The organism is Sulfuriferula nivalis, assembly GCF_009937995.1.
GTDB lineage: Bacteria > Pseudomonadota > Gammaproteobacteria > Burkholderiales > Sulfuriferulaceae > Sulfuriferula > Sulfuriferula nivalis.
This window is the reverse complement of sequence record NZ_AP021881.1, coordinates 743,183-766,186: the sequence shown is the minus strand read 5'-3', so window position 1 is coordinate 766,186 and position 23,004 is coordinate 743,183. Positions and strand designations below refer to the sequence as shown.

Sequence of the window (23,004 nt, the reverse complement as noted above, 5' to 3'; positions counted from 1 at the left end):
TATGCAACGCAAATCATTACCCGTAGCGCTTGTCTGTGCTGGCATCGTCATTAGCTTAGGCGGTTGCAGCAGCATGGACATACTCGAAACCAAAAAAATTGACTACAAGTCTGCAGGCAAAATCCCGACACTGGAAGTACCTCCGGATTTAACTGCGCCAACCACTGACGGTCGCTACAAAGTACCAGACCTAAATCCTGCTGGTACAGCTACTTATTCTGCATACACGGCTGAACGCAGTGATAAGAACGCCAGCGACAACACCGTGTTACCTACGCAAGCAAAAGTACGTTTAGAGCGCGCAGGTAGTGAGCGCTGGCTGGTAGTTGATCAGGCACCGGACAAAGTCTGGCCAGTCATCAAAGAATTCTGGCAAGAAAATGGACTTGCTCTTGATCAGGAAAATCCAACAACAGGGATTATGGAAACGGTCTGGGCAGAAAACCGCGCCAACATTCCACAAGATTTCATTCGTAACAGCATAGGTAAAGTTCTGGATGGCCTGTATTCAACAGGTGAACGCGACAAATTCCGCACCCGTATTGAACGCACACCTGGCAATCCGCCAGAAACAGAAATTTATATCAGCCATCGCGGCATGATAGAAGTTTATGATGGAACTGACAGCAAACATACAGTTTGGCAACCACGTCCAGCAGACCCTAGCCTGGAAGCTGAAATGCTGAGCCGCCTGATGGTGAAATTCGGTGTTGAAAAAGCACGCGCAGCTGCCTTGATGGCAAATAACAGCCAGGCGCAACGCGCTGAAATGGGTAAAGACACCAAAGGTAATAACACACTGACGGTTAATGACCCGTTTGATCGCGCATGGCAGCGTGTTGGCCTGGCGCTGGATCGCGTTGGCTTCACTGTTGAAGATCGTGATCGTGCAAAAGGCGTATATTTTGTACGTTATGTTGATCCAGAAGTTGACAATGAAACTGGCAACAAAAAAGGCTTTTTAAGCAAATTGGCATTCTGGAAGAGCAGCAATAAGATGAGTACTGAGCAATACCAGGTAGAACTGGCAGAGAATCCAGCTGCTACGGCAACTTCAGTACGAGTCCTCAGCGCCAAAGGTGAAGCTGCACAACCAGAAACAGCCAATAAGATTATTAAACTGTTATTTGAACAAGTAAAATAATATTCAGTACAGCGGGCTTTGCGGTTTATCTGCAAGGCTCGTTTTCTTATACATCACACTCACTCTCAACACCAAATATTTAACCAGCCAGACTTGATATTTAGGTTTACCATCCCCATAATAAAGACATAAACATCCTGTTAACTTTTTTGAAAGCATACTATGTCACATACTCATGCAATTGTTTGGATAGACCACGTGGAAGCCCATATCATCAGCATCAATCCCGATGATATTGAGATGTCAGTCGTCAAACCATCCCAAGCCCCGCATCATTTACATAACAAAAGAGGCTCTATAGGTTCAGGTCATGCACCTGAAGATCAACACTATTATCATGAAGTTGTAGAGGCGTTGCGCGGCACTAAGGAAATCCTCATTGTTGGCCCATCAAATGCCAAGTTAATGTTGATTAAACACATACATACGCATGACCATGATCTGGTCAACAGCATCATCGGGGTGGAAACAGTAGATCACCCATCTGATAAGCAATTAGTTGCATATGCACGTGATTATTTCAAAGCTGCAGATGCAATGTTACCTTAAATTATTTTATTAATTTGAGCGACAAAAAACGGCAGGTTTTAAACCCTGCCGTTTTTATTGATAACTGTGAGCCTTAATTCTTTGTCACACTTGCTGATTGCTGTTGCATACGCTGCATAAACGCTGCCTGGACTTCTTGCAAACTCACTTGCCCATCATGGTTGGTATCCAGCTCATCAAAATGTTGCGCCAACATCGGCATGTTCTGTGCCTCATCACGACTTAATGCCCCATTATGATCAACGTCAGACTGTTTAAAACGTTGCATCATCATATCTTGCATAGCAGCTGGGTTCATTCCCTGAGGTTTACCACCTATACTATCCAAAGGGACGTTCTGTGTAGACGTAGCTGCATAAACGGGGGTAACTAATGCCAAACCTAAAATACAAACTAGTGTTTTGTTCATGGTATGCTCCTAAAATCGTATTCCAATACGGATGTAGTCATAATAACCAAACTATCATACCGAAAAATTACTAAACCGTTACAAAATGTATCAAAGGCATAAACATGACTACTGTACTTAATCCACTCGCTGTTACTGCGCTCGTTGCCGCGCTTGATGAACACCGCGTTATGACAGATAACAGCACTTGTGAGATTTACAGCCATGATGAAACGCCACGCCACTGCTTACCCCTTGCGGTGGTATTCCCTCACAGCCATGATGAAACTGTCGCCATCATGCAAATTGCCATCGAATTTGGCATAGTCCTAATTGCCCGGGGAGCTGGTTCAGGTAACGTTGGTGGCGCTTTACCGAGTCCGAACTCTATCGTTGTCAGCTTTGAATGTATGAATCAGGTGCTAGAATTCCACCCTGAAGATCGCTATATCGTTGTCCAATCAGGTGTGGTGACTGCAGAAATTGACCGCATCGCTCGTGAACATGGACTATTCTATCCACCAGATCCTGGCAGTTCAGCATACAGCCGTATCGGCGGCAATCTCGCCATGAATGCCGCTGGACCACGCGCTGTAAAATATGGGGTCACTCGTGATTATGTCATGGGATTACGCGCAGTCACTGGCGCAGGCACCACCCTCACCAGCGGCTGCCGCACCACCAAAGGCGTGATGGGATACGATCTCACCCGTTTGCTTGTGGGCTCCGAAGGCACGCTGGCACTGATTACCGAAGCCACATTAAAACTACTCCCTATCCCTGAAGCCCGCGCCACATTAAGGGTATGCTATGCCAGCAATTCAGATGCCTGCCGCGCAGTCAGCCGAGTAATGAATCAGGCCGTCATACCCTGCGCACTGGAGTTCATGGACAGTTTCTCTATCCAGGCCATCCAGACTGCAGGGGCTGCAACCGACTTACCCAAAGGCACCCACGCCCTGCTCATGGTAGAAGCCGATGGTGCAGCTGACGACTTGCCACGGCAAATTCTAGCTCTCCAGACTGCTTTGACGGGTGCGGGCATGCTCGATTTGCAAATTGCGAGTGATAAAAATGCGGTTGCTGCATTATGGACAGCACGTAAAGCCCTTTCACATGCAGTGAAAACCATCGCTCCACTTAAAATCAATGAAGATGTCGTTGTGCCCGTATCGCGTCTGGCAGAACTGGTCATCCACATCGAACACCTCGCCCAATCATATCAACTCCCCATCGTCAGCTTCGGCCATGCTGGCAATGGCAACCTGCACGTCAACATCATGGTCGACCCTGCCAATAACGACCAAATGCAACGCGCCAAACAGGCGCTACATGAACTATTTAGCCAAGTATTGGCATTAGGTGGCACCCTGACAGGAGAGCACGGTGTAGGTAGTGAAAAGCGCCCTTATGTCACCATGGAAATCGATACGGCCAGCTTAGGCATCATGCGTCAAATAAAATACCAATTTGACCCACACAACCTGCTTAATCCCGAAAAACTGCTCCCTTAAAACATATTCCACCCGCAGTGTTTACAAAACCCCACAGCCTGCCTATAATTGCGCTTCCTTGTGGGGGGTATAGCTCAGCTGGGAGAGCGCTTGCATGGCATGCAAGAGGTCAGCGGTTCGATCCCGCTTACCTCCACCAAGACATCAACTTTTAAATGGCTTAGCCCATTATCCGCGAAATTCAATTGTGAACCAAAGCGTACACTTTGACACCGCTACCCCACCTAATAAAACCCAGCATTTAGAATGTATTTGCATAAATTGTCATCTAACATGAGTATGCTAAGCGTTCCGACGTTAAAGGATACTGGCATATTGTGACCATAAGGCACGCATAAAGTCTATATGATTGAAATTTCCGAACTCACCGCCATCTTATGATGTCTTAGCAACATAAATTTCTTAAAGGAATAGGTATGTTCACGATTATTAAACTTTTCATCGCATTAAGTTTCATAAGTAATATCGCTTATGCAGACAATTTACCTACGGTACATCAGATTTATCAAACAGCTAATTCGGGTAAATTGGATGAAGCACATCAAATGGTTGAACAAGTATTGCAAGTCCATCCGGAGAGCGCAAAAGCGCATTTCGTGGATGCAGAAATTCTGGCTAAGCAAGGTGCTCTGCCGAATGCGAAGACTGAACTTGAAACTGCTGAACGGTTGGCACCTGGGTTGCCCTTTGCTAAACCCGAAGCAGTCCAAAATTTAAAACAGCGTATTGCTATTAGCCAGCGATCAGGCATGACGAGTAATATAGCTACCAACCCTGCACCCACGAATACACAGACTTTCCCATGGATGTTACTTTTCATTGGATTTGCCGCTATCGTATTGATTACATGGCTGGTTAAGTCAATGATATCGCGTAGAAATGATACTTACACAGGCAACGTCGGAAACAATGGCATGCCAGGACAAGGCTATCCTATGCCAAATGGCGGTCCGAACAATTGGTCTGGATCACCTGCCGCAACCTATCCACCTCAAGCTGGAAGTGGCATTGGTGGTGGCATCGTTTCGGGTTTGGCTACTGGAGCAGCTGTTGGTGCTGGTATCGTCGCTGGTGAAGCATTGATGCATCATTTTACCGATGGCACAAATAACAATGAATCCGTTAATAATGCACCGTTAACACAGACCACTCCAGAACCACAATACGACATGGGCGGATCGGATTTCGGTCTGGCAGACAGTTCATCTTGGGATGATGATACCTCCAGTAGTGGTGGCGATGGCTGGTAAGTCTGGAAACCATAAACTAATAATTTTTAATAATCAGGGATGAATGATGTCAGGACACGATTTCCATGTACATGGTGCGCATGACCATGCCGTCGAGCATGAAGCTGAAAAAGGTGCAGGCTTAGGTCAATATGTTGCCATTTTTACCGCAATTCTGGCATCGCTAGGTGCAGTGGTTAGTTATCAAGGAGGCGCGACACAAAACGAAGCCATGATGTTTAAAAATGAGGCCGTGCTTAAAAAAACACAGGCCTCGGATCAATGGAATTTCTATGAATCCAAAAGTAGCAAACAGCATTTAATGGAGCTGGCTGCAGATATTGCACCAACTGAAAAACAGGCTTTTTATCAAAAACAAATTGATAAATATACGCAAGACAAAATAGCCATTAAACAAAAGGCTGAAGCATTGGAGGCTGAATCTGCCAAGGCCAATGCTGACAGCGATCTGGTAATGCACCCACACCATCGCTTGGCACAGTCAATGACGCTGATACAAATTGCTATCTCCTTGGCCTCTATCACTGTACTCACGCGGAAAAAATGGCTGTTTTCAGTGGCCGCAGTCGCAGCCGCGGGTGGGATAGGTTTGTGGGTTACTGCAATCATATGAAAGCAATTTTTTATGACTGGGGCGGGCTGAATATAGCTTTATTCCACGTCATTAATAACTTTCATACGGACTATTGGGATAACCTGATGCTGGCAGGGACGGCATTGGCTAATCACCAGTTATTTGCCCTATATCTGGCGATATTAAGCGGGCTTGCCGTCATCACAGTCAGCAGCACTCCCACCACCAACGTTATAATCTATCAGCAGCGCACAGCATTATGGATAAATACGGTAGCTGTTTTTAGTATCGCTTATGTAATAGACGGCTATTTGTTAGGCGTGCTTAAACCGTTATTAGATTTTCCACGCCCACCATTGGCATTACCGATCACGAGTGTATACGTCATCGGCAAACCCGAATTTCACCATAGTTTGCCAAGTGGGCATTCATCATTCGCAATGCTGATCGTCGCGAGTATCTGGCCGCTGTTGAAATATAAATACAGGGTGATAGGTATCGGCTTTGTATTATGGGTCGGCATATCCCGCATCAGTCTGGGAGCCCACTTTCCAGCCGACGTCTTAGCAGGATGGGCATCGAGCCTGATGATCGTATTATTGGTATGGTGGATACTTAAACAATCAAAAGCTCTATGCATAGCGCGATAGTTGCAAAGCAATTAACAGCTCTAATGCAAAACGCCACCTCGAAGGTGGCGTTTTGCATTAAAGAATCAACCCTTACTCAGGCCAATGCTTGATATATCTTTTCAGCAGCTGGTTTTCAAAATCAGCAGCATTCAAACAGGCACGAGCAACATCGTGGAATGAAATAATCCCTAATAAATTATCACCTTCCATGACCGGTAAATGACTCACCCTGTTCTCTGTCATCACACCGCGTACATAATCAACCGTATCTGTCGGGCTACCAATAATTGGCTCAGTTACCATCATTTCACTTACTTTATGCGTAACGAAAGTACCACCCAACTTACTAATACCACGCAACACATCGCGTTCAGTCAATAAACCAACCATCACACCATCTTGACGAACAACCAGTGAACCTACATCATGCGCTACCATTTGACTAACAGCATCTGCCACCGTTTGCACCGGGCTAATGTCACAAATCTCGTCACTTTTAACCGTTAATATGTCACGAATTATCATTTTATCGTCCTTAAGCCAGTGAGTAATCTAGTCTAAGCATACTACACTATGCTTGCCATCAGCAACCGCATCAATCTCTAAAATTTTGAAACTGCAACGGGAAATCTGCAATCTGTTTACGAACCAGTGCAATAGCATCTTGCAGCAAATCACGCTTGGCGCCGGTTACTCGCACAGTCTCGCCCTGTATGCTAGCTTGGACTTTAAGCTTACTGTCTTTGATCTCTTTAACTATCTTTTTTGCTAATTCAATCTCGACACCCGTTTTGACAGTAACTGAACGTTTGACTTTATTGCCTGTAATCTTTTCAACCTTACCAATTTCCAGGCATTTGATATCTACAGTACGCTTAATCAATTTGTTATTCAGCACTTCCTGCGCCTGATCAAGCTGGAATTCATTGTCAGCATATACCGTTAATACATAATCAGCTTGTTCAACACGGGCATCGGTACCTTTGAAATCAAAGCGGGTCGACACTTCTTTATTCGCCTGCTCTACTGCATTTTTAACTTCTTGCTTATCAACTTCAGAAACGATATCGAAACTTGGCATAATTAACCTTTACTGAGCATAATCATCTGCCATCACTTTAGGCGCACGATCAATAAAATATAATACAAAAATCAGCAAAATGGTCGCAGCCACCATGAAATGTGGCCCAAACAACCAGAACACCATAGGAACTGAGAAATAATAGGCACGCATGCCGATACTGTAAAACTTACCAGCACGATTCAAATGTGAAGCAACATGAGGTGGTGAAATCATTTTATGATTCAAAGTTAGCGGCACGTTAATCATAAAACCCACATGATTATAAAGACGTATAGACATAGAAAAACAGAAGAATGCAACGAATAAATCACTCAACAACACGAGCAATTTAATTAACCAAATTGAATTATTAGTTGCCCCTACTGCATTTAATGCATGCCAGGTCGTATTTAATTTCTCTGCTTCTCCACTCAAATTAAGCACACCGATGATCAACAACACTGCGGTAGATGCCAAAAAAGTTGCGGCCATAGTCGAATTACGCAAAGTCTGTACCGCCAAGACATCACGACGTTCATTCATTATGGTTTCTACCCAAGCTGTCCGTGCAATCCGATTAACTGCTTGCACTGTGTAAGTCGGGCGTTTTTTAACCTTATAAGCTAAATATGCCTGGTAAAGTCCCAACAAAGCTGCACTAATAAAAAAACTGATGAAATCATTTGCTGCCACATTAAAAAAATCTATCATGCTTATCATTCCTACCTTACTTTTTTAAACTGTTTAATTTATCTTGCCAAACCTGTGCTTGAGCCGCATCAACAGCATTACCATCTAAACCTTGTTGATAAATATGTATCAAACTCTGGATAGCCATAACATGGCCTTGGTTGGCTGCAAGCTTTAACCAATACATGGTTTGTGCATTGTCATGCTTTTCGCCTATACCATGCTCATAACGCATAGCTAACTGATATTGCGCTTCAGCATCACCATCAGTTGCAAGTTGACGTATATGTGGTGGCCGTTGACTTAAATCTTCTTTAGCTTCAAATCCTAGATGCTCAAAGAAATTCACAAATGCAACGGCATCCTCATATCCCTGTGCAGCTGACTTCGCCAACCAGTCATTCGCCAAGGCGGGGTTATGTTTAGCCCAATTAGGATCACGGTAGAGTTTATTAAGTTCAAATTGTGCTTCGCTGTCACCCGCCACAGCGGCACGGTTCAGCCAGTATTCTGCCTGATTTACATTTTTAACAACGCCCGTACCTGTCAGATACATTTTTCCCAATTTGAGCTGTGCTTGCACATTACCGCGTTTAGCAGATTTTTCACGCCAATCTGCAGCAACTTTCAGATTCTGATTAACACCTAAACCTTGCTCATACATGTCACCCAATGCCATTTGCGCATAGGGATTACCTTGATCAGCAGCTTTTTCATACCAGTAAGCTGCCTGCTGTTCATTTTTGCTATAACCACCGTCGCCGTTTTTATACATCACAGCCAACAATACCTGTGCACTTGCACTACCCCGCACAGCGGCATCACTGACCATTTTTGCTTCATCGGTAGACATAGCAAAGCTATTTGCCGCTACTAACGCCAACAACAAACCACCTACTAATATTGATCGTTTCATATCTACTCTTAACTTTAAGCTACAACAAAGTGGCAGACGTAATCCAGCGTTTCCAGTGTTTCAATATCAAAACGGCTATCACCTGGTACGCTGAATTTCTCACCAGTCTGGTAAGTTTTCCACTCGGATTCACCTGCAAGTTTAACCTTACACTTACCCGCATTGATTTCCATGATTTCTGGCAAACCTGTGTTAAACACGAGTTGACTAGGGAATATCACGCCTATGGTTTTCTTGGTTCCATCGGCAAATAACACTGTGTGCGATACACATTTACCATCAAAATAGATGTTGGCTTGTTTAATTACACTAACTTGATCAAATTGACTCATACTTTACTTTCTTAATTTAGCTGCGATACGCAAACGTAGTGCGTTAAGTTTGATAAAACCACCGGCATCGGCTTGGTTATACGCGCCCTGGTCGTCTTCAAAAGTGGAGATGTTCGCATCGAATAAGGAGTCAGTTTTAGAATCACGACCGACCACGATTACATTACCCTTGTACAACTTAACGCGTACCCAGCCATTTACGTTGACTTGCGACGCATCTATCATGGTTTGCAACATTTGACGCTCAGGACTCCACCAATAGCCGTTATAAACCAGACTTGCATAACGCGGCATAAGTTCATCTTTTAAGTGCGCCACTTCACGATCCAGCGTGATTGACTCTATCGCCCGATGCGCTCTGAGCATGATCGTGCCGCCAGGCGTTTCATAACAACCACGTGATTTCATGCCGACATAACGGTTTTCCACTAAATCCTGACGACCTACGCCATGCTTACCGCCCAAGCGGTTAAGTTCAGCCAGAACCGTTGCCGCACTCATAGCCACGCCGTTAACCGCAACGATATCGCCATGTTTATATTCCAGTTCCACATATTCAGCTGCATCTGGTGCAGCTTCTGGGGAAACTGTCCAGCGCCACATATCTGCTTCTGCTTCTATGGCTGGATTTTCAAGTGCACGACCTTCATAGGAAATATGCAATAAATTTGCATCCATGCTGTAAGGACTACCGCCATTTTTATGCTTCATCTCAACAGGGATGCCATGTTTTTCAGCATAAGCCAGCAGCTTTTCACGTGACAGCAAATCCCACTCACGCCAAGGCGCAATAATTTTGATATCCGGTTTCAATGCATATGCACCTAATTCAAACCGTACCTGATCATTACCCTTACCTGTCGCACCATGCGAAATCGCATCTGCGCCTGTCATATTGGCAATCTCTATCAAACGTTTCGCAATCAGCGGACGCGCGATAGATGTACCTAGCAGATACTCACCTTCGTAAACTGTATTGGCACGGAACATTGGAAACACAAAGTCACGCACAAACTCTTCACGTAAATCATCAATAAAGATTTCTTTGACGCCAAATTTAACAGCTTTTTCACGCGCTGGTTCCAGCTCTTCACCTTGGCCAATGTCAGCAGTAAACGTCACTACTTCGCACTGATATTCATCTTGCAGCCATTTCAAAATGACTGATGTATCCAACCCGCCAGAATAGGCGAGCACTACTTTTTTAACGTCGCTCATGCAATTTTTCCCAACAAAAGATATTCCATTAATGCTTTTTGTGTATGTAGCCGGTTTTCCGCCTCATCCCAAACTACACTTTGTGATCCATCGATAACTTCAGCCGCCACTTCTTCGCCGCGATGCGCAGGCAAGCAATGCATAAACAACGCATCCGGAGCGGCTATCGCCATCATTTCAGCGTCAACTTGCCAATCCTGGAAGTCACGCTTACGTTCCTCATTTTCCGCCTCGAAACCCATACTGGTCCACACGTCGGTAGTCACCAAATCCGCACCACGACAGGCATCCATAGGATCTGCAAAGCTTTCATAATGGCTAGTATCATACAAACCTGCGCGTTCTGGTTCAACTTCATACCCAGGCGGAGTTGACACATGCACATTGAAATCCAATACTACTGCAGCTTGCAGCCAGGTATTACACATATTATTGGAGTCACCCACCCATGCTACTGTTTTACCCTTGATGCAGCCATGCCGCTCAATATAAGTAAATATGTCCGCCATGATTTGGCAAGGATGGTACTCATTAGTCAAACCATTAATCACAGGAACGCGGGAATGTTGTGCAAAACGCTCGATGATGTCTTGCTCAAACGTCCGTATCATCACAATATCAACCATACGTGAAATTACTTCAGCAGCGTCTTCCACTGGCTCACCACGACCAAGCTGGGTGTCTCGCGTATTCAAATAAATCGCCGAACCACCTAATTGATGCATACCTGCTTCAAATGACAACCGCGTCCGCGTCGATTGCTTCTCGAATATCATTGCCAAAGTACGATCCAGCAAAGGGTGATAAGTTTGATAGTTTTTAAAACGCGCCTTGATGAATTTTGCGCGTTCAAAAATATACTCAAATTCCTCGCGGGTTAAATCTTTGAATTGCAGGAAATGTTTAACGGCTTGCATAAGCAACTCACTTTAAAAATTCACGTATAACCACGCTTAATTTACTCACTAACAGCGCAGCTTCTTCTGCACTCATTACCAATGGTGGTACTAAACGTATCACACTATCTGCTGTCACATTAATCAACAAATGCTGTGCTAAAGCTAATTTCACCAATTCAGCGCAAGGACGATCCAGCTCTATACCTATCATCATGCCCAAACCACGTATAGATTTAATGCCCACTACACCGGCTAATTCACGCTCAAACCCTGTAACTATAGCTGCGCCAATTTGCTGCACATGCGTTAACAAATCCTGATCTGCCACTGCTTGCAATGTTGCCAAGCCTGCTGCACATGCCAGCGGATTACCGCCAAATGTGGAACCATGATTACCTGGCTTGAATGTTTCTGCTGCAACACCACGCGCTACGCAAGCGCCTATGGGAACACCAGAGCCCAGACCTTTAGCAAGTGACATCACATCAGGAACGATATCAGTGTGCTGAAAAGCAAACCAGGCACCCGTCCGCGCGATTCCTGTTTGCACTTCATCCAGCATCAGCAACCAGCCATGTGCATCACAAATCTCACGCAACTGCTTTAAATAAGCCGCATCTGGAATCGCGATCCCACCTTCACCTTCAATTGGCTCAACCAACACAGCCACAACATCAGGATTATGCAATGCCACCTGGCGCACAGCTTCGACATCGTTATAAGGCACACGCACAAAACCCGACAACAGTGGTTCAAAGCCAGCTTGAACTTTGCGATTACCTGTCGCAGTTAATGTAGCCATCGTGCGGCCATGGAAAGATTTTTCCATCACGATGATAGTAGGCGTGTCTATACCCTTACTATGCCCATATAAACGCGCAATTTTAATTGCGGCCTCATTGGCTTCACACCCAGAATTACAGAAAAACACCTTATCCATGCCTGACAATTGGCACAGCTTCTCAGCCAACTGTTCTTGACGCTGAACTTGATAGATATTAGAGGTATGAATTAATTGCTGCGCTTGCTCACATACTGCCTTAACTAAAGCAGGATGAGCATGCCCCAAGCCATTAACGGCGACTCCCGCTAACGCATCAAGGTAACGGTTGCCCGCTTCATCCATGAGCCAAACACCCTCACCGCGAACAAAAGTCACAGGAAGCCGAGCATAGGTATTCATTAAATAGGACATGATAGATTTCGGTAGAGTTAAAAACATAAGGGCAGCTTACGCCGCCCTTTGCTTGATATTTTAGCAGATATTACGCAGAAAAATTAGCGGCTACGAAGTTCCAGTTTACCAGATTCCAGAATATCTCTACATACTTAGGACGCGCATTACGGTAGTCTACATAATATGCATGCTCCCAAACGTCACAAGTCATTAATGCTGTTTGACCATTAGTCATTGGTGTAGCTGCATTGCTGGTTGATACGATTTCCAGTTCGCCCGCAGTATTTTTAACCAACCAAGCCCAACCAGAACCAAATGTGCCAACAGCTGCTTTACTGAACGCTTCCTTAAAAGCGTCAAACGAACCCCATTTAGCGTTAATCGCATCAGCCAATGCGCCTGTCGGTGCACCACCACCATTTGGGCTCAGGCAATTCCAGTAAAAAGTATGATTCCATACTTGCGCTGCATTATTAAATACACCACCTGCAGATTGTAAAATAATGTCTTCTAAATTCAGCGCTTCAAATTCTGTACCTTTAATCAGGTTATTCAAGTTGGTTACATAAGCCTGATGATGTTTACCATAATGGTACTCTATAGTTTCAGCAGAAATATGTGGTTGTAACGCGTCTTTTGCATAAGGTAATGCTGGCAATTCATGTATCATTCTGGGCTCCATTTCAACTAAGGGTTTACTAAAAAACTATTTAGCCATATTCTAGCAGGTGTTAGCCTAATTGTTCCATCAATTCGCAACTGCGTGATAGTCTGCTAAAATCCCGCCCATGTTGTTTTTTTGTGAAGTAAACATAAATGTCCGAACTTACCGATAACGATATCATTATTCAAGGCACTACCACTTCTGGCCGCACTTTCCGCCCAAGCGACTGGGCCGAGCGCCTGTCTGGTTCATTATCGACATTTGGTGAAGATCACCGCATGAACTATTCACCATATGTACGCCCAATGACGATCAACGGTATCAAATGCGTAATTGTCGATCGAGCTTTGCAACAGGCTCAGCCCGCAACATACAGCTTTCTGATGGGTTTCGCTCAAGCCAACGACCTGAATATCATCGACCCTGCCAATCCAACGACTTAAACCACCCAATTTCACACCTGACGAAGCTCAACACGCAATCAACAGACAAAAAAAAGCCTTACGCAACGCGTAAGGCTTTTTTCATATACTAATCCAGCTTATGCCATTGCTTTAACAGCAGCATTCAAACGGCTCTTATGACGAGCTGCTTTATTTTTATGGATAATTTTCTTGTCAGCAATACGATCAATCACACTCATAGAAACGCTAAAAGTGGTGGTTGCAACAGCTTTATCACCAGCCAATACCGCTTTCTGTACTTTCTTGATTGCGGTGCGCAGCGTTGAGCGCAGGGCAGCGTTGTGAGCACGCTGTGAGTCGTTTTGTCTTGCACGCTTTCTGGCTTGTGCGCTATTTGCCATATTGTGAGGCTCCTGTATCGGGGTACTTAAAACACGCAATTATAAGTTGCTCATACTCAAATAGCAAGCCTTAGCTAGCGAATTATTCACTTTAACGCTACTATTACGGCTCTTTATCCTTCTCACCACCCACGCAAATGAATTTGCTACACGCGCTCGCTAAAGTGAGCAGCATGACCTTATTGTCCCGCATACTAGGTTTTATGCGCGATGCCATTATCGCCCGCAGCTTCGGCGCAGGCATTTACACCGATGCATTTTTTATTGCATTCAAAATTCCAAATTTGTTACGTCGCCTGTTTGCCGAAGGTGCATTTGCCCAAGCATTTGTACCCATACTCGCCGAATACAAAAATCGCCGTGGACATGACGACACTAAATTACTCGTTGATCACGTTGCCACACTATTATTCATTGCACTCATCATTGTCACCGCAATAGGTGTTATCGCCGCGCCTGCAGTGGTTTACATTAGCGCGCCCGGTTTTGCCAATGAACCAGACAAATTTACTTTGACTGTCAATATGTTGCGGATTATTTTCCCTTACATACTATTCATTTCACTGGTTTCACTCGCAGGCGGCATACTCAATACTTATAGTCGTTTTGGTGTCCCCGCATTCACCCCGGTTCTGCTCAATGTCGCCATGATAGCGGCGACACTATGGCTAGCGCCGCACGTCAACCCACCCGCCATGGCTTTAGCCTGGGGAGTAGCATTAGGCGGCATATTGCAACTATCACTGCAAATTCCATTTTTATATAAACTGGGTTTATTACCCCGCTTCCGCTTTAGCTGGCACGACGAAGGCGTATGGCGCGTATTAAAGCTAATGGGGCCGGCTGTATTCGGTGTTTCAATTGCCCAAATTTCGTTGCTGATCAACACCATATTTGCCTCATTTCTTGCTACTGGCAGCGTATCCTGGCTGTATTATGCTGATCGATTAATGGAATTCCCAACAGGCATGCTGGGTGTAGCATTAGGCACTATATTATTACCCAGCCTGTCCAAACATTATGCTGATAACGACACTCAGCAATATTCGCAACTGCTGGATTGGGGTTTACGCCTCACCCTGATGCTGGCGTTACCTGCCGCTGCTGCACTAGCTGTGTTAGCGGTGCCACTGATAAGTACATTATTCTTATATGGCAATTTCCAGATTCATGATGTCTGGATGACACGTCAGGCTTTGATGGCCTATAGTCTGGGACTGCTAGGCCTGATTATGGTAAAAATCCTGGCGCCTGGGTTTTATGCCCGACAAAATATCAAAACCCCAGTCAAAATAGCGATCATCACCTTGGTTGCGACACAACTAATGAATCTGGTTTTTGTGTGGAAACTCCAACACGCAGGACTGGCGCTGGCGATAGGGTTGGGAGCATGCTTAAATGCCAGCCTGTTGTTATGGAAACTGCGTAGCCAAGGCGTTTTTCAGCCGCAATCTGGCTGGTACCTTTTTATGTCCAAAATCAGTCTGGCCACCATCATCATGGCAGTCGCACTGTGGTTCGGCATGAATGGGCAAGAACACTGGTTACACACCCACTTCCATGAACGTATTATCCACTTATCAGGCCTGGTCATACTTGGTGCAGGAACCTATTTCATCACCTTGCGACTACTAGGCATACATGCCAAACAGTTTATCCGCCGTGCGGCCTAAAGCGTTCTAGGTTAAAATTAGCGACTCTCTGATTTAACAACTGGTTATGCGCATCACTCACGGCAATCATCCTCTCGTATCCCATGCTAGCGCCGTCACTATTGGAAACTTTGACGGCGTACATCTAGGGCATCAAGCCATGCTACAGCACGTGGTGGATACAGCTCGGATACGACAATTAACACCATGCGCAATAACATTTGAACCACATCCACGTGAGTTATTCACGCCAGAGACCGCACCAGCACGCCTGTCCAACCTGCGCGACAAACTCATGAACTTAGCCGCAGCAGGAATGAAACACACGCATATTTGCCATTTCAATAACACATTGGCACACATGCCTGCAGAACAATTCGTCCAACAAATTTTGGTTGATGGCCTGCAAACACGCTATTTACTCATAGGTGACGATTTTCGTTTTGGTGCAAAACGAGCTGGAAACTTTGAACTGCTGCAACAGCTCGCGCCGCAACATGGTTACGAATTAGCCGCAATGCATAGCGTCACCCACAACACCACTCGCGTTTCCAGCACAGCTGTTCGTGCTGCGCTTGCTAACGGCGAACTGGACATTGCCAAACAATTACTAGGTCATCCTTACCGCATCAGCGGGCGAGTTGCACATGGCGATAAATTAGGACGCGAGCTGGGCTTCCCCACCGCAAATATCCGCATGCGCCGCAACAAACTGCCACTTACTGGCATATTCGTTGTTGAAATCCATGGCATTAGTGACCATGCACTACCGGCAGTTGCCAGCCTGGGCGTACGCCCGACAGTTAAAACAGGTGCGCAACCGTTGCTTGAGATTCATCTACTTAATTTCACAGGAAATTTATATGGTCGCATCATCCATGTTGATTTTCTTGCTAAACTACGCGATGAAGCGAAATACCCTGATCTCGCTACGCTGACGCAGCAAATTGCGCTAGACGTGGCACAAACTCACGATTACTTTCAAAACTCACATACCCATGGCTGATTATAAAAACACGCTCAATCTTCCCGACACTCCGTTCCCTATGCGCGGCGATCTGGCCAAACGCGAACCTAAATGGTTAGCTTTCTGGCAAGAACAGCAACGTTATGAAAAAATCCGCAAACACGCGGCTGGTCGGCCAAAATTTATTCTGCATGATGGCCCACCCTATGCTAACGGTGACATTCACATTGGCCATGCGGTCAACAAAATACTCAAAGACATCATAATCAAAAGCAAAACGCTATCTGGCTTTGATGCGCCTTACGTACCTGGCTGGGATTGCCATGGCTTACCTATAGAACTGCAAGTCGAGAAGCAACATGGCAAGGCCATACCCGCCGCGAAGTTCCGTGAGCTTTGCCGTGAATACGCAGCAAGCCAGATTGAGCGGCAAAAAGCCGACTTCATCCGCCTCGGAGTACTAGGTGACTGGGATCACCCATATCGCACCATGGACTTTACGTTTGAAGCCGGCATCATGCGCACCTTGGGCGAAATATTGGCAAACGGGTATCTGTATCAGGGTGCGAAACCCGTACATTGGTGTGTGGACTGCGGCTCTGCACTGGCCGAAGCCGAGGTCGAATATGAAGACAAAGCTTCAGCCGCTATTGACGTTGCATTTGCTGTCGAAGACAGCGCAGCGCTCGCCACCAAACTTGGCCTGCCGGTGACAAACGAGCCTATATACGCTGTTATCTGGACAACAACACCATGGACGCTACCAGCTAACCAGGCTGTTTCCGTACACCCCGACTTCATCTATGACTGCATACTCACGCCTAAAGGCATATTGATACTAGCCCGTGATTTAGCTGAAGCGGCTATCAAACGTTACGGCTTTGAATCAGTTGAAGTGATAGGACAATGTAAAGGTAGCGCACTGGAACATGTAGGCCTGCTCCATCCTTTCCTGGCCCGTGTCGTGCCTGTCATCTGTGGCGAGCATGTCACTGCAGAAGCCGGTACAGGGCTCGTGCACACGGCCCCTGCACATGGCGTTGACGATTATCAAGTCGGATTAAAATATAATTTACCAGTGGAAAATCCAGTCAGCGACGACGGTAAATTTTTCGACAGCATCCCTTACGTTGGCGGTCAAACCGTATGGGAAGGCAACAAAACAGTTATCACATTATTAACTGAACGCGATGCCCTTTTAGCCAATGCCAAACTCATACACAGCTATCCACATTGCTGGCGGCATAAAACCCCCATCATTTTCCGCGCCACACACCAATGGTTTATTGGCATGGATAAAACGGATCAAAACGGCACTCGCTTACGCGAGCACGCCACTGCAGCTGTTGCGAATACCGCGTTTTTTCCAGCATGGGGACGGGCACGACTGGAAGGTATGATGAAAAACCGCCCAGACTGGTGTGTATCACGCCAGCGCAACTGGGGCGTGCCTATGCCTTTATTCATCCACAAAGAAACGGGCGAATTACACCCGCGCACGGCTGAATTTATCGAAACGGTTGCGCAAAAAGTCGAAAAAGTCGGCATAGAAGCATGGTTCTCACTCGAAGCCGCAGAATTACTGGGAACCGATACAGCAGATTACAAGAAAGTAACCGATACGCTAGACGTGTGGTTTGACTCAGGTGTCACTCACGCATGCGTACTCAAGCAACGCCCGGAACTCGCACATCCAGCTGATCTGTATCTGGAAGGCTCAGACCAGCACCGCGGCTGGTTCCAGTCAAGCTTGCTCACAGGCTGCGCGACCGATGGTTATGCACCCTATCGCGCTTTGCTCACGCATGGATTTGTGGTGGATGGCAACGGTCACAAAATGAGCAAATCCAAAGGCAACGTAGTCGCGCCGCAAAAAGTCATGGACAGCTATGGTGCAGATATTTTGCGCCTGTGGACTGCGTCAACTGACTATTCAGGCGAACTCACTATTTCTGATGAAATTTTGAAACGAGTTGTGGAGTCGTATCGCCGCATACGCAACACTTTACGGTTCTTGCTTGCCAACTTGGCCGACTTTGATGCTCACCAGCACGCACTGCCTATGGATCAATGGTTAAGCATAGACCGCTACGCCATGGTGATGCTCAATGAGTTTCAGCAAGAAGTATTAACGCATTATCAGCAGTATGAATTCCACCATATCGTACAAAAACTGCATCATTTTTGCTCAGAAGATTTAGGCGGTTTCTATCTGGACATACTTAAAGACAGGCTCTACACCAGTGCGCCAGACTCAGTTGCACGTCGTTCTGCACAACATGCACTATTCCACATCACCCACGCGCTGACCCGTATCATGGCACCGTTCTTGAGCTTCACCGCTGAAGAGGTATGGATGCTATTAAGTAACAATGCCCACGACAGCGTCTTTTTGCAGCTCTGGCATGAGATTCCATTACCTGCTGATAGCCACTCACTTAATGAGCAGTGGACACTCATACGTGAAACACTGGCAGAAGTCCGCAAAGATCTGGAGCCTTTACGTGCAGCAGGGGAAATCGGCTCTTCATTACAGGCTGAAATTGAAATTTACGCTGATGCCAGTCACTATGCCGCCCTCGCCGGTTTGGGTGACGACTTACGTCTTGCGATGATCACATCCAGTGCGGACCTCCACCTGGCCGACACCAGCGTGCCTCGCTATGTAGCCCGCGCCAGCACGCATGCAAAATGCGAACGTTGCTGGCATTACCGCGCCGACGTAGGCAGCATTGCTGACCATCCTAGTTTATGCGCCCGTTGTCACAGCAATTTATACGGTGCGGGAGAGCCTAGACATCATGCCTAAACTCAAACAAGGGCTCATAGTTGCTGCACTCGTTATCGCTCTGGATCAAATCAGCAAATACATCATCTTGCAGGTTTTTATGTGGGGCGATTTGCTCAAGGTTACGGGATTTTTTGACTTAGTACGTGCTCACAATACTGGCGCGGCGTTCAGTTTGTTTGCTAATCAGCCGGGATGGCAACAGGGTTTCTTTATCACAGTGGCCAGCATTGCCAGCATAGTGATAATTTACCTGCTACGCCGCGACACCGGTAGCGTGCTATCCAAACTCTCGCTCAGCCTTATACTTGGTGGCGCACTTGGTAACTTGATTGATCGTCTCAATCACGGTTATGTAGTTGATTTCCTCTCGTTTCATATCAACAGCTATTACTGGCCTGCATTCAACATAGCCGACTCTGCCATTACGCTAGGTGCAATATTTTTAATTTGGGATAGCTTCAAAAAACCATGACCTTACAAGTACAAAATAACGACACGATAACCCTGCATTTTGCCATCCGTATTCAGGGTGAAGACGATATAGACAGCACATTTGATGATGAGCCTATGACAATTACTCTAGGCGACGGAACGCTGGAACCTAATTTAGAACGCTGGTTAATTGACGTACCACTCAACAGCCGACAAGTCTTTATCCTTACACCAGATTTGGCATTTGGTTTGCATGATCCTCAATTAGTGCAAAATGTACCTATAGATGAATTTCATGATGCACCACCTGTCGTCAATAACTATGTTGAATTCGAACTTCCTGATGGTGAAACGTTAGGTGGCCGAATTGCGGCGATTGCCGAACATGACGTCAGCATTGATTTCAACCATATTCTTGCGGGTAAAACCATAGAGTTTGAAGTGGAAATACTAACCATACATGGCAGGACATCATGACCATACACATACAACTTGCTAACCCTCGCGGATTTTGTGCCGGCGTCGATCGTGCAATTGAAATTGTAGAACGTGCATTAGAACGCTATGGTGCACCCATCTATGTGCGTCATGAGGTGGTACACAATAAATTTGTAGTCGAAAATCTCAAGGCCAAAGGTGCCATTTTCATCGAAGACTTGAATGATGTACCCACTGGTAACACTTTGATATACAGTGCGCATGGCGTGTCCCAGGCCGTCCGTCGCGAGGCCGAAGCACGTGGGCTAACCGTATTTGATGCAACTTGCCCGCTGGTCACCAAAGTGCACCTGGAAGTTGCGCGCATGCGCGACAAAGGCATGGAAATCATCATGATAGGCCATAAGGGCCACCCTGAAGTTGAAGGCACTATGGGTCAAAGCAATGGTGGCATGTATCTGGTAGAAACGCCTGAGGATGTTACTTTACTCAATGTTGCTGACCCAGACAAACTTGCTTTTGTAACTCAGACTACACTTTCTGTAGATGATGCAATGCGGGTCATTAACGCACTTAAAGCGCGCTTCCCTAATATTGTCGGACCTAAGAAGGACGACATCTGCTATGCGACCCAAAATCGTCAGGATGCCGTTAAGGCTTTGGCGCAACACTGCGATCTAGTCGTCGTCGTCGGTTCACCCAACAGCTCCAACTCCAACCGCCTGCGCGAAGTCGCGCAAAATTTAGGTGTGACTGCCTATATGGTGGACAATGCCAGCCAGTTGCAAGCCGACTGGTTAACAGGAAAATCCAATATTGGCGTCACCGCTGGCGCATCCGCACCTGAAGTACTGGTGCAAGAAGTGATAGCACAGTTAAAACAATATGGAGCCGAAACAGTCAACGAACTCGAAGGCATTATAGAAAACGTCACCTTCCCTATTCCAAAATCCTTGAGTGAATAGCAACACCTCATTTTATTACTGGGAGGGCGATGTTCTCGTCCTCAACGTGCTCGGCACACCCAGTGCCAAACAAGACAAAATCGGCAAGCCCAAAGGCAACCAGCTCAAAATCAGCGTCACTGCTGAACCAACCAATGGCAAAGCCACCGACCACATGGTGCGTTTTCTTGCCAAACAATTCGACGTTAGCGTAAAAGACATCGAAGTTGTCTTCGGACAAATGAATATCAATAAACAATTGCGCATCAAATCCCCAAAAAAACTGCCTGGCGTCATTGCGCAATCAACGTTGTGCTAACCACAACTCAGCATTACTGCATTCCCTGCGCTAACTGAATAAGAATTAAAAAATACATAAGCATTAACTTATACAAACAACAATAACAATTGAATATATCTTATGCTTTTTGCTATGTATAGTTCTGTCCATGGGTTGCAACATCACCACGCAGCCTAGGTAGGCCCCCACAACCACTGGAGTTATCATATGGATCAATCAGCACGTTACTCAGACCTTAGTCTGAAAGAAGAAGATTTAATTAAAGGCGGTAAGCACATATTAGTTGCTTACAAAATGTGCCCTAACCCAGGCCACGGTTACTTAGAAGCAGCTGCACACTTTGCAGCTGAATCTTCAACAGGTACTAACGTAGAAGTTTCAACCACTGATGATTTCACCAAAGGCGTTGACGCTTTGGTTTACTACATCGACGAAGCAACTGAAGATATGCGTATTGCATATCCTATGGAATTGTTTGATCGCAACGTTATCGACGGCCGCATGATGATCGTGTCTGTATTGACATTGATTATCGGTAACAACCAGGGTATGGGCGATATTAAACACGCTAAAATCCACGATTTCTATGTACCAGAACGCGCTATCCAATTGTTTGATGGTCCTGCCAAAGACATCAGCGACATGTGGCGCATCCTTGGCCGTCCAATACAAAACGGCGGTTACATTGCAGGTACCATTATCAAGCCTAAATTAGGTTTACGTCCTGAGCCATTTGCAGCTGCAGCTTACCAGTTCTGGTTAGGTGGTGATTTCATCAAGAACGATGAACCACAAGGTAACCAAACTTTCTGCCCACTGAAAAAAGTATTGCCTTTAGTTTATGACGCAATGAAACGCGCTCAAGACGAAACTGGCGAAGCTAAATTGTTCTCCATGAACATTACGGCTGATGACCACTACGAAATGTGTGCTCGTGCTGATTTCGGTCTGGAAACATTTGGCCCGGATGCTGACAAACTGGCATTCCTGGTTGACGGTTTCGTTGGCGGTCCAGGTATGATCACCACTGCTCGTCGTCAATACCCTAGCCAGTACCTGCACTACCACCGCGCTGGTCACGGCATGATCACATCACCTTCAGCTAAACGTGGTTACACCGCATTCGTATTGGCTAAAATCTCACGTTTACAAGGTGCTTCAGGTATCCACGTAGGCACCATGGGATACGGCAAAATGGAAGGTGAGAACTCAGACAAAAACATCGCTTACATGATCGAACGCGATGAAGCTCAAGGTCCTGTCTACTTCCAAAAATGGTATGGCATGAAACCTACCACTCCAATTATTTCAGGCGGTATGAACGCATTGCGTCTGCCAGGCTTCTTTGAGAACTTGGGTCACGGTAACGTTATCAATACCTCTGGTGGTGGTTCATATGGCCACATTGACAGCCCAGCTGCTGGTGCGATTTCTCTGCGTCAGTCTTATGAATGCTGGAAAGCGGGTGCTGATCCTATTGAGTTCGCTAAAGAACACAAAGAATTCGCTCGCGCGTTCGAGTCATTCCCAGGCGATGCTGACAAGATCTACCCAGGTTGGCGTGAAAAACTGGGCGTACACAAGTAATAAGTACCCCAGGCAAGCTGCTGCATTAATGCGGCAGCGTGTTGAAAGCCCCTGGGATATTCAGGGGCTTTTTTATT

At 46.0% G+C, this 23,004-nt stretch carries 26 protein-coding genes and 1 tRNA gene; 16 read left to right on the top strand and 11 right to left on the bottom strand.

What is annotated here, in order from left to right:
* Position 1: 1 nt before the first annotated feature.
* Together bamC and SFSGTM_RS04070 are read left to right on the top strand one after the other, a co-directional pair.
* A complete protein-coding gene (gene bamC / locus SFSGTM_RS04075) occupies positions 2–1,144 on the top strand; it encodes an NlpB/DapX family lipoprotein (RefSeq protein ID WP_162084053.1) in 1,143 nt (380 codons plus the stop codon).
* A gap of 162 nt (positions 1,145–1,306) precedes the next feature.
* Positions 1,307–1,693: a translational machinery protein gene (locus tag SFSGTM_RS04070; protein WP_162084052.1), complete on the top strand. Its 387-nt coding sequence runs from the start codon at positions 1,307–1,309 to the stop codon at positions 1,691–1,693.
* 73 nt (positions 1,694–1,766) lie between these two features.
* Here the strand turns inward: SFSGTM_RS04070 and SFSGTM_RS04065 are convergent, their stop codons facing one another.
* Positions 1,767–2,102, bottom strand: a complete 336-nt coding sequence (locus tag SFSGTM_RS04065; RefSeq protein WP_162084051.1) for an EF-hand domain-containing protein — start codon at positions 2,100–2,102, stop codon at positions 1,767–1,769.
* Positions 2,103–2,206: 104 nt separating this feature from the next.
* Here SFSGTM_RS04065 and SFSGTM_RS04060 point away from each other — a divergent pair, with 104 nt between their 5' ends.
* The 5 genes from SFSGTM_RS04060 to SFSGTM_RS04040 all read left to right on the top strand — a co-directional run bounded on the left by SFSGTM_RS04060 (position 2,207) and on the right by SFSGTM_RS04040 (position 6,069).
* On the top strand, positions 2,207–3,595 hold the full coding sequence (locus tag SFSGTM_RS04060; RefSeq protein ID WP_162084050.1) for an FAD-binding oxidoreductase: 1,389 nt from the start codon (positions 2,207–2,209) through the stop codon (positions 3,593–3,595).
* A gap of 63 nt (positions 3,596–3,658) precedes the next feature.
* Positions 3,659–3,734, top strand: a tRNA-Ala gene (locus SFSGTM_RS04055).
* A gap of 277 nt (positions 3,735–4,011) precedes the next feature.
* Complete coding sequence (locus tag SFSGTM_RS04050) at positions 4,012–4,845, top strand: tetratricopeptide repeat protein (protein WP_162084049.1); 834 nt, start codon at positions 4,012–4,014, stop codon at positions 4,843–4,845.
* A 43-nt stretch (positions 4,846–4,888) separates the two neighbouring features.
* Positions 4,889–5,458, top strand: a complete 570-nt coding sequence (locus tag SFSGTM_RS04045; RefSeq protein ID WP_232526039.1) for a DUF4337 domain-containing protein — start codon at positions 4,889–4,891, stop codon at positions 5,456–5,458.
* Complete coding sequence (locus SFSGTM_RS04040) at positions 5,455–6,069, top strand: phosphatase PAP2 family protein (RefSeq protein ID WP_162084048.1); 615 nt, start codon at positions 5,455–5,457, stop codon at positions 6,067–6,069. Before SFSGTM_RS04045 ends, SFSGTM_RS04040 begins: the two co-directional genes overlap by 4 nt.
* Positions 6,070–6,141: 72 nt before the next feature.
* Here the strand turns inward: SFSGTM_RS04040 and SFSGTM_RS04035 are convergent, their stop codons facing one another.
* The 9 genes from SFSGTM_RS04035 to SFSGTM_RS03995 all read right to left on the bottom strand — a co-directional run bounded on the left by SFSGTM_RS04035 (position 6,142) and on the right by SFSGTM_RS03995 (position 13,016).
* Positions 6,142–6,576 (bottom strand): CBS domain-containing protein, encoded by a 435-nt coding sequence (locus SFSGTM_RS04035; RefSeq protein WP_162084047.1) that lies wholly within the window; start codon positions 6,574–6,576, stop codon positions 6,142–6,144.
* Between the two features lie 70 nt (positions 6,577–6,646).
* Positions 6,647–7,132 carry a YajQ family cyclic di-GMP-binding protein gene (locus SFSGTM_RS04030; RefSeq protein ID WP_162084046.1) on the bottom strand — a complete coding sequence of 162 codons (486 nt, stop codon included), beginning with the start codon at positions 7,130–7,132 and terminating at the stop codon, positions 6,647–6,649.
* A 9-nt stretch (positions 7,133–7,141) separates the two neighbouring features.
* A complete protein-coding gene (locus SFSGTM_RS04025) occupies positions 7,142–7,825 on the bottom strand; it encodes a DUF599 domain-containing protein (protein ID WP_162084045.1) in 684 nt (227 codons plus the stop codon).
* Positions 7,826–7,841: 16 nt separating this feature from the next.
* Positions 7,842–8,720: a tetratricopeptide repeat protein gene (locus tag SFSGTM_RS04020; RefSeq protein WP_162084044.1), complete on the bottom strand. Its 879-nt coding sequence runs from the start codon at positions 8,718–8,720 to the stop codon at positions 7,842–7,844.
* A gap of 14 nt (positions 8,721–8,734) precedes the next feature.
* Positions 8,735–9,052: a pyrimidine/purine nucleoside phosphorylase gene (gene ppnP / locus SFSGTM_RS04015; protein ID WP_162084043.1), complete on the bottom strand. Its 318-nt coding sequence runs from the start codon at positions 9,050–9,052 to the stop codon at positions 8,735–8,737.
* 3 nt (positions 9,053–9,055) lie between these two features.
* The gene (locus SFSGTM_RS04010) at positions 9,056–10,270 is read right to left on the bottom strand and encodes an argininosuccinate synthase (RefSeq protein ID WP_162084042.1); all 1,215 of its coding nucleotides are present in this window, start codon (positions 10,268–10,270) and stop codon (positions 9,056–9,058) included.
* Complete coding sequence (gene argF / locus SFSGTM_RS04005; protein WP_162084041.1) at positions 10,267–11,187, bottom strand: ornithine carbamoyltransferase; 921 nt, start codon at positions 11,185–11,187, stop codon at positions 10,267–10,269. Before argF ends, SFSGTM_RS04010 begins: the two co-directional genes overlap by 4 nt.
* A 7-nt stretch (positions 11,188–11,194) precedes the next feature.
* Positions 11,195–12,364, bottom strand: a complete 1,170-nt coding sequence (locus SFSGTM_RS04000) for an acetylornithine transaminase (RefSeq protein ID WP_162084040.1) — start codon at positions 12,362–12,364, stop codon at positions 11,195–11,197.
* A gap of 70 nt (positions 12,365–12,434) precedes the next feature.
* Positions 12,435–13,016, bottom strand: a complete 582-nt coding sequence (locus SFSGTM_RS03995; protein WP_162084039.1) for a superoxide dismutase — start codon at positions 13,014–13,016, stop codon at positions 12,435–12,437.
* A 146-nt stretch (positions 13,017–13,162) separates the two neighbouring features.
* Here SFSGTM_RS03995 and SFSGTM_RS03990 point away from each other — a divergent pair, with 146 nt between their 5' ends.
* Positions 13,163–13,453, top strand: a complete 291-nt coding sequence (locus SFSGTM_RS03990; RefSeq protein ID WP_162084038.1) for a DUF3579 domain-containing protein — start codon at positions 13,163–13,165, stop codon at positions 13,451–13,453.
* Between the two features lie 98 nt (positions 13,454–13,551).
* On the opposite strand, the gene rpsT is transcribed toward SFSGTM_RS03990, so the two are convergent.
* Positions 13,552–13,815 carry a 30S ribosomal protein S20 gene (gene rpsT, locus SFSGTM_RS03985; RefSeq protein ID WP_162084037.1) on the bottom strand — a complete coding sequence of 88 codons (264 nt, stop codon included), beginning with the start codon at positions 13,813–13,815 and terminating at the stop codon, positions 13,552–13,554.
* Positions 13,816–13,952: 137 nt separating this feature from the next.
* Between rpsT and murJ the strand changes: the two genes are divergently transcribed.
* The 8 genes from murJ to SFSGTM_RS03945 all read left to right on the top strand — a co-directional run bounded on the left by murJ (position 13,953) and on the right by SFSGTM_RS03945 (position 22,927).
* The gene (gene murJ / locus SFSGTM_RS03980) at positions 13,953–15,488 is read left to right on the top strand and encodes a murein biosynthesis integral membrane protein MurJ (RefSeq protein ID WP_162084036.1); all 1,536 of its coding nucleotides are present in this window, start codon (positions 13,953–13,955) and stop codon (positions 15,486–15,488) included.
* 46 nt (positions 15,489–15,534) lie between these two features.
* The gene (locus tag SFSGTM_RS03975) at positions 15,535–16,473 is read left to right on the top strand and encodes a bifunctional riboflavin kinase/FAD synthetase (protein ID WP_162084035.1); all 939 of its coding nucleotides are present in this window, start codon (positions 15,535–15,537) and stop codon (positions 16,471–16,473) included.
* The gene (ileS, locus tag SFSGTM_RS03970; RefSeq protein ID WP_162084034.1) at positions 16,466–19,243 is read left to right on the top strand and encodes an isoleucine--tRNA ligase; all 2,778 of its coding nucleotides are present in this window, start codon (positions 16,466–16,468) and stop codon (positions 19,241–19,243) included. Before SFSGTM_RS03975 ends, ileS begins: the two co-directional genes overlap by 8 nt.
* Positions 19,236–19,697 carry a signal peptidase II gene (gene lspA, locus SFSGTM_RS03965; protein WP_162084033.1) on the top strand — a complete coding sequence of 154 codons (462 nt, stop codon included), beginning with the start codon at positions 19,236–19,238 and terminating at the stop codon, positions 19,695–19,697. Before ileS ends, lspA begins: the two co-directional genes overlap by 8 nt.
* Positions 19,694–20,134: an FKBP-type peptidyl-prolyl cis-trans isomerase gene (locus SFSGTM_RS03960; protein WP_162084032.1), complete on the top strand. Its 441-nt coding sequence runs from the start codon at positions 19,694–19,696 to the stop codon at positions 20,132–20,134. The genes lspA and SFSGTM_RS03960 overlap by 4 nt, the downstream gene beginning before the upstream one ends.
* A complete protein-coding gene (ispH, locus tag SFSGTM_RS03955; RefSeq protein WP_162084031.1) occupies positions 20,131–21,060 on the top strand; it encodes a 4-hydroxy-3-methylbut-2-enyl diphosphate reductase in 930 nt (309 codons plus the stop codon). The genes SFSGTM_RS03960 and ispH overlap by 4 nt, the downstream gene beginning before the upstream one ends.
* Complete coding sequence (locus SFSGTM_RS03950) at positions 21,053–21,358, top strand: DUF167 domain-containing protein (protein ID WP_162084030.1); 306 nt, start codon at positions 21,053–21,055, stop codon at positions 21,356–21,358. Before ispH ends, SFSGTM_RS03950 begins: the two co-directional genes overlap by 8 nt.
* Positions 21,359–21,547: 189 nt before the next feature.
* Positions 21,548–22,927, top strand: coding sequence for a ribulose-bisphosphate carboxylase (locus tag SFSGTM_RS03945; RefSeq protein ID WP_162084029.1), 1,380 nt, complete (start codon positions 21,548–21,550; stop codon positions 22,925–22,927).
* Positions 22,928–23,004: the final 77 nt, after the last annotated feature.

Excerpts from the sequence above, each read along its gene's own strand:
- SFSGTM_RS04025 (WP_162084045.1), bottom strand. The coding sequence starts at position 7,825 with ATGATAGATTTTTTTAATGTGGCAGCAAATGATTTCATCAGTTTTTTT.
- SFSGTM_RS04000 (WP_162084040.1), bottom strand. The coding sequence starts at position 12,364 with ATGTCCTATTTAATGAATACCTATGCTCGGCTTCCTGTGACTTTTGTT.
- SFSGTM_RS04045 (WP_232526039.1), top strand. The coding sequence starts at position 4,889 with ATGATGTCAGGACACGATTTCCATGTACATGGTGCGCATGACCATGCC.
- SFSGTM_RS04070 (WP_162084052.1), top strand. The coding sequence starts at position 1,307 with ATGTCACATACTCATGCAATTGTTTGGATAGACCACGTGGAAGCCCAT.
- SFSGTM_RS03945 (WP_162084029.1), top strand. The coding sequence starts at position 21,548 with ATGGATCAATCAGCACGTTACTCAGACCTTAGTCTGAAAGAAGAAGAT.
- SFSGTM_RS03960 (WP_162084032.1), top strand. The coding sequence starts at position 19,694 with ATGACCTTACAAGTACAAAATAACGACACGATAACCCTGCATTTTGCC.
- SFSGTM_RS03995 (WP_162084039.1), bottom strand. The coding sequence starts at position 13,016 with ATGATACATGAATTGCCAGCATTACCTTATGCAAAAGACGCGTTACAA.
- SFSGTM_RS04030 (WP_162084046.1), bottom strand. The coding sequence starts at position 7,132 with ATGCCAAGTTTCGATATCGTTTCTGAAGTTGATAAGCAAGAAGTTAAA.
- lspA (WP_162084033.1), top strand. The coding sequence starts at position 19,236 with ATGCCTAAACTCAAACAAGGGCTCATAGTTGCTGCACTCGTTATCGCT.
- rpsT (WP_162084037.1), bottom strand. The coding sequence starts at position 13,815 with ATGGCAAATAGCGCACAAGCCAGAAAGCGTGCAAGACAAAACGACTCA.
- SFSGTM_RS04035 (WP_162084047.1), bottom strand. The coding sequence starts at position 6,576 with ATGATAATTCGTGACATATTAACGGTTAAAAGTGACGAGATTTGTGAC.
- ispH (WP_162084031.1), top strand. The coding sequence starts at position 20,131 with ATGACCATACACATACAACTTGCTAACCCTCGCGGATTTTGTGCCGGC.
- SFSGTM_RS04020 (WP_162084044.1), bottom strand. The coding sequence starts at position 8,720 with ATGAAACGATCAATATTAGTAGGTGGTTTGTTGTTGGCGTTAGTAGCG.
- SFSGTM_RS04040 (WP_162084048.1), top strand. The coding sequence starts at position 5,455 with ATGAAAGCAATTTTTTATGACTGGGGCGGGCTGAATATAGCTTTATTC.
- murJ (WP_162084036.1), top strand. The coding sequence starts at position 13,953 with ATGAATTTGCTACACGCGCTCGCTAAAGTGAGCAGCATGACCTTATTG.
- SFSGTM_RS04010 (WP_162084042.1), bottom strand. The coding sequence starts at position 10,270 with ATGAGCGACGTTAAAAAAGTAGTGCTCGCCTATTCTGGCGGGTTGGAT.
- SFSGTM_RS03975 (WP_162084035.1), top strand. The coding sequence starts at position 15,535 with ATGCGCATCACTCACGGCAATCATCCTCTCGTATCCCATGCTAGCGCC.
- ppnP (WP_162084043.1), bottom strand. The coding sequence starts at position 9,052 with ATGAGTCAATTTGATCAAGTTAGTGTAATTAAACAAGCCAACATCTAT.
- argF (WP_162084041.1), bottom strand. The coding sequence starts at position 11,187 with ATGCAAGCCGTTAAACATTTCCTGCAATTCAAAGATTTAACCCGCGAG.
- SFSGTM_RS04050 (WP_162084049.1), top strand. The coding sequence starts at position 4,012 with ATGTTCACGATTATTAAACTTTTCATCGCATTAAGTTTCATAAGTAAT.
- ileS (WP_162084034.1), top strand. The coding sequence starts at position 16,466 with ATGGCTGATTATAAAAACACGCTCAATCTTCCCGACACTCCGTTCCCT.
- SFSGTM_RS03990 (WP_162084038.1), top strand. The coding sequence starts at position 13,163 with ATGTCCGAACTTACCGATAACGATATCATTATTCAAGGCACTACCACT.
- bamC (WP_162084053.1), top strand. The coding sequence starts at position 2 with ATGCAACGCAAATCATTACCCGTAGCGCTTGTCTGTGCTGGCATCGTC.
- SFSGTM_RS04060 (WP_162084050.1), top strand. The coding sequence starts at position 2,207 with ATGACTACTGTACTTAATCCACTCGCTGTTACTGCGCTCGTTGCCGCG.
- SFSGTM_RS04065 (WP_162084051.1), bottom strand. The coding sequence starts at position 2,102 with ATGAACAAAACACTAGTTTGTATTTTAGGTTTGGCATTAGTTACCCCC.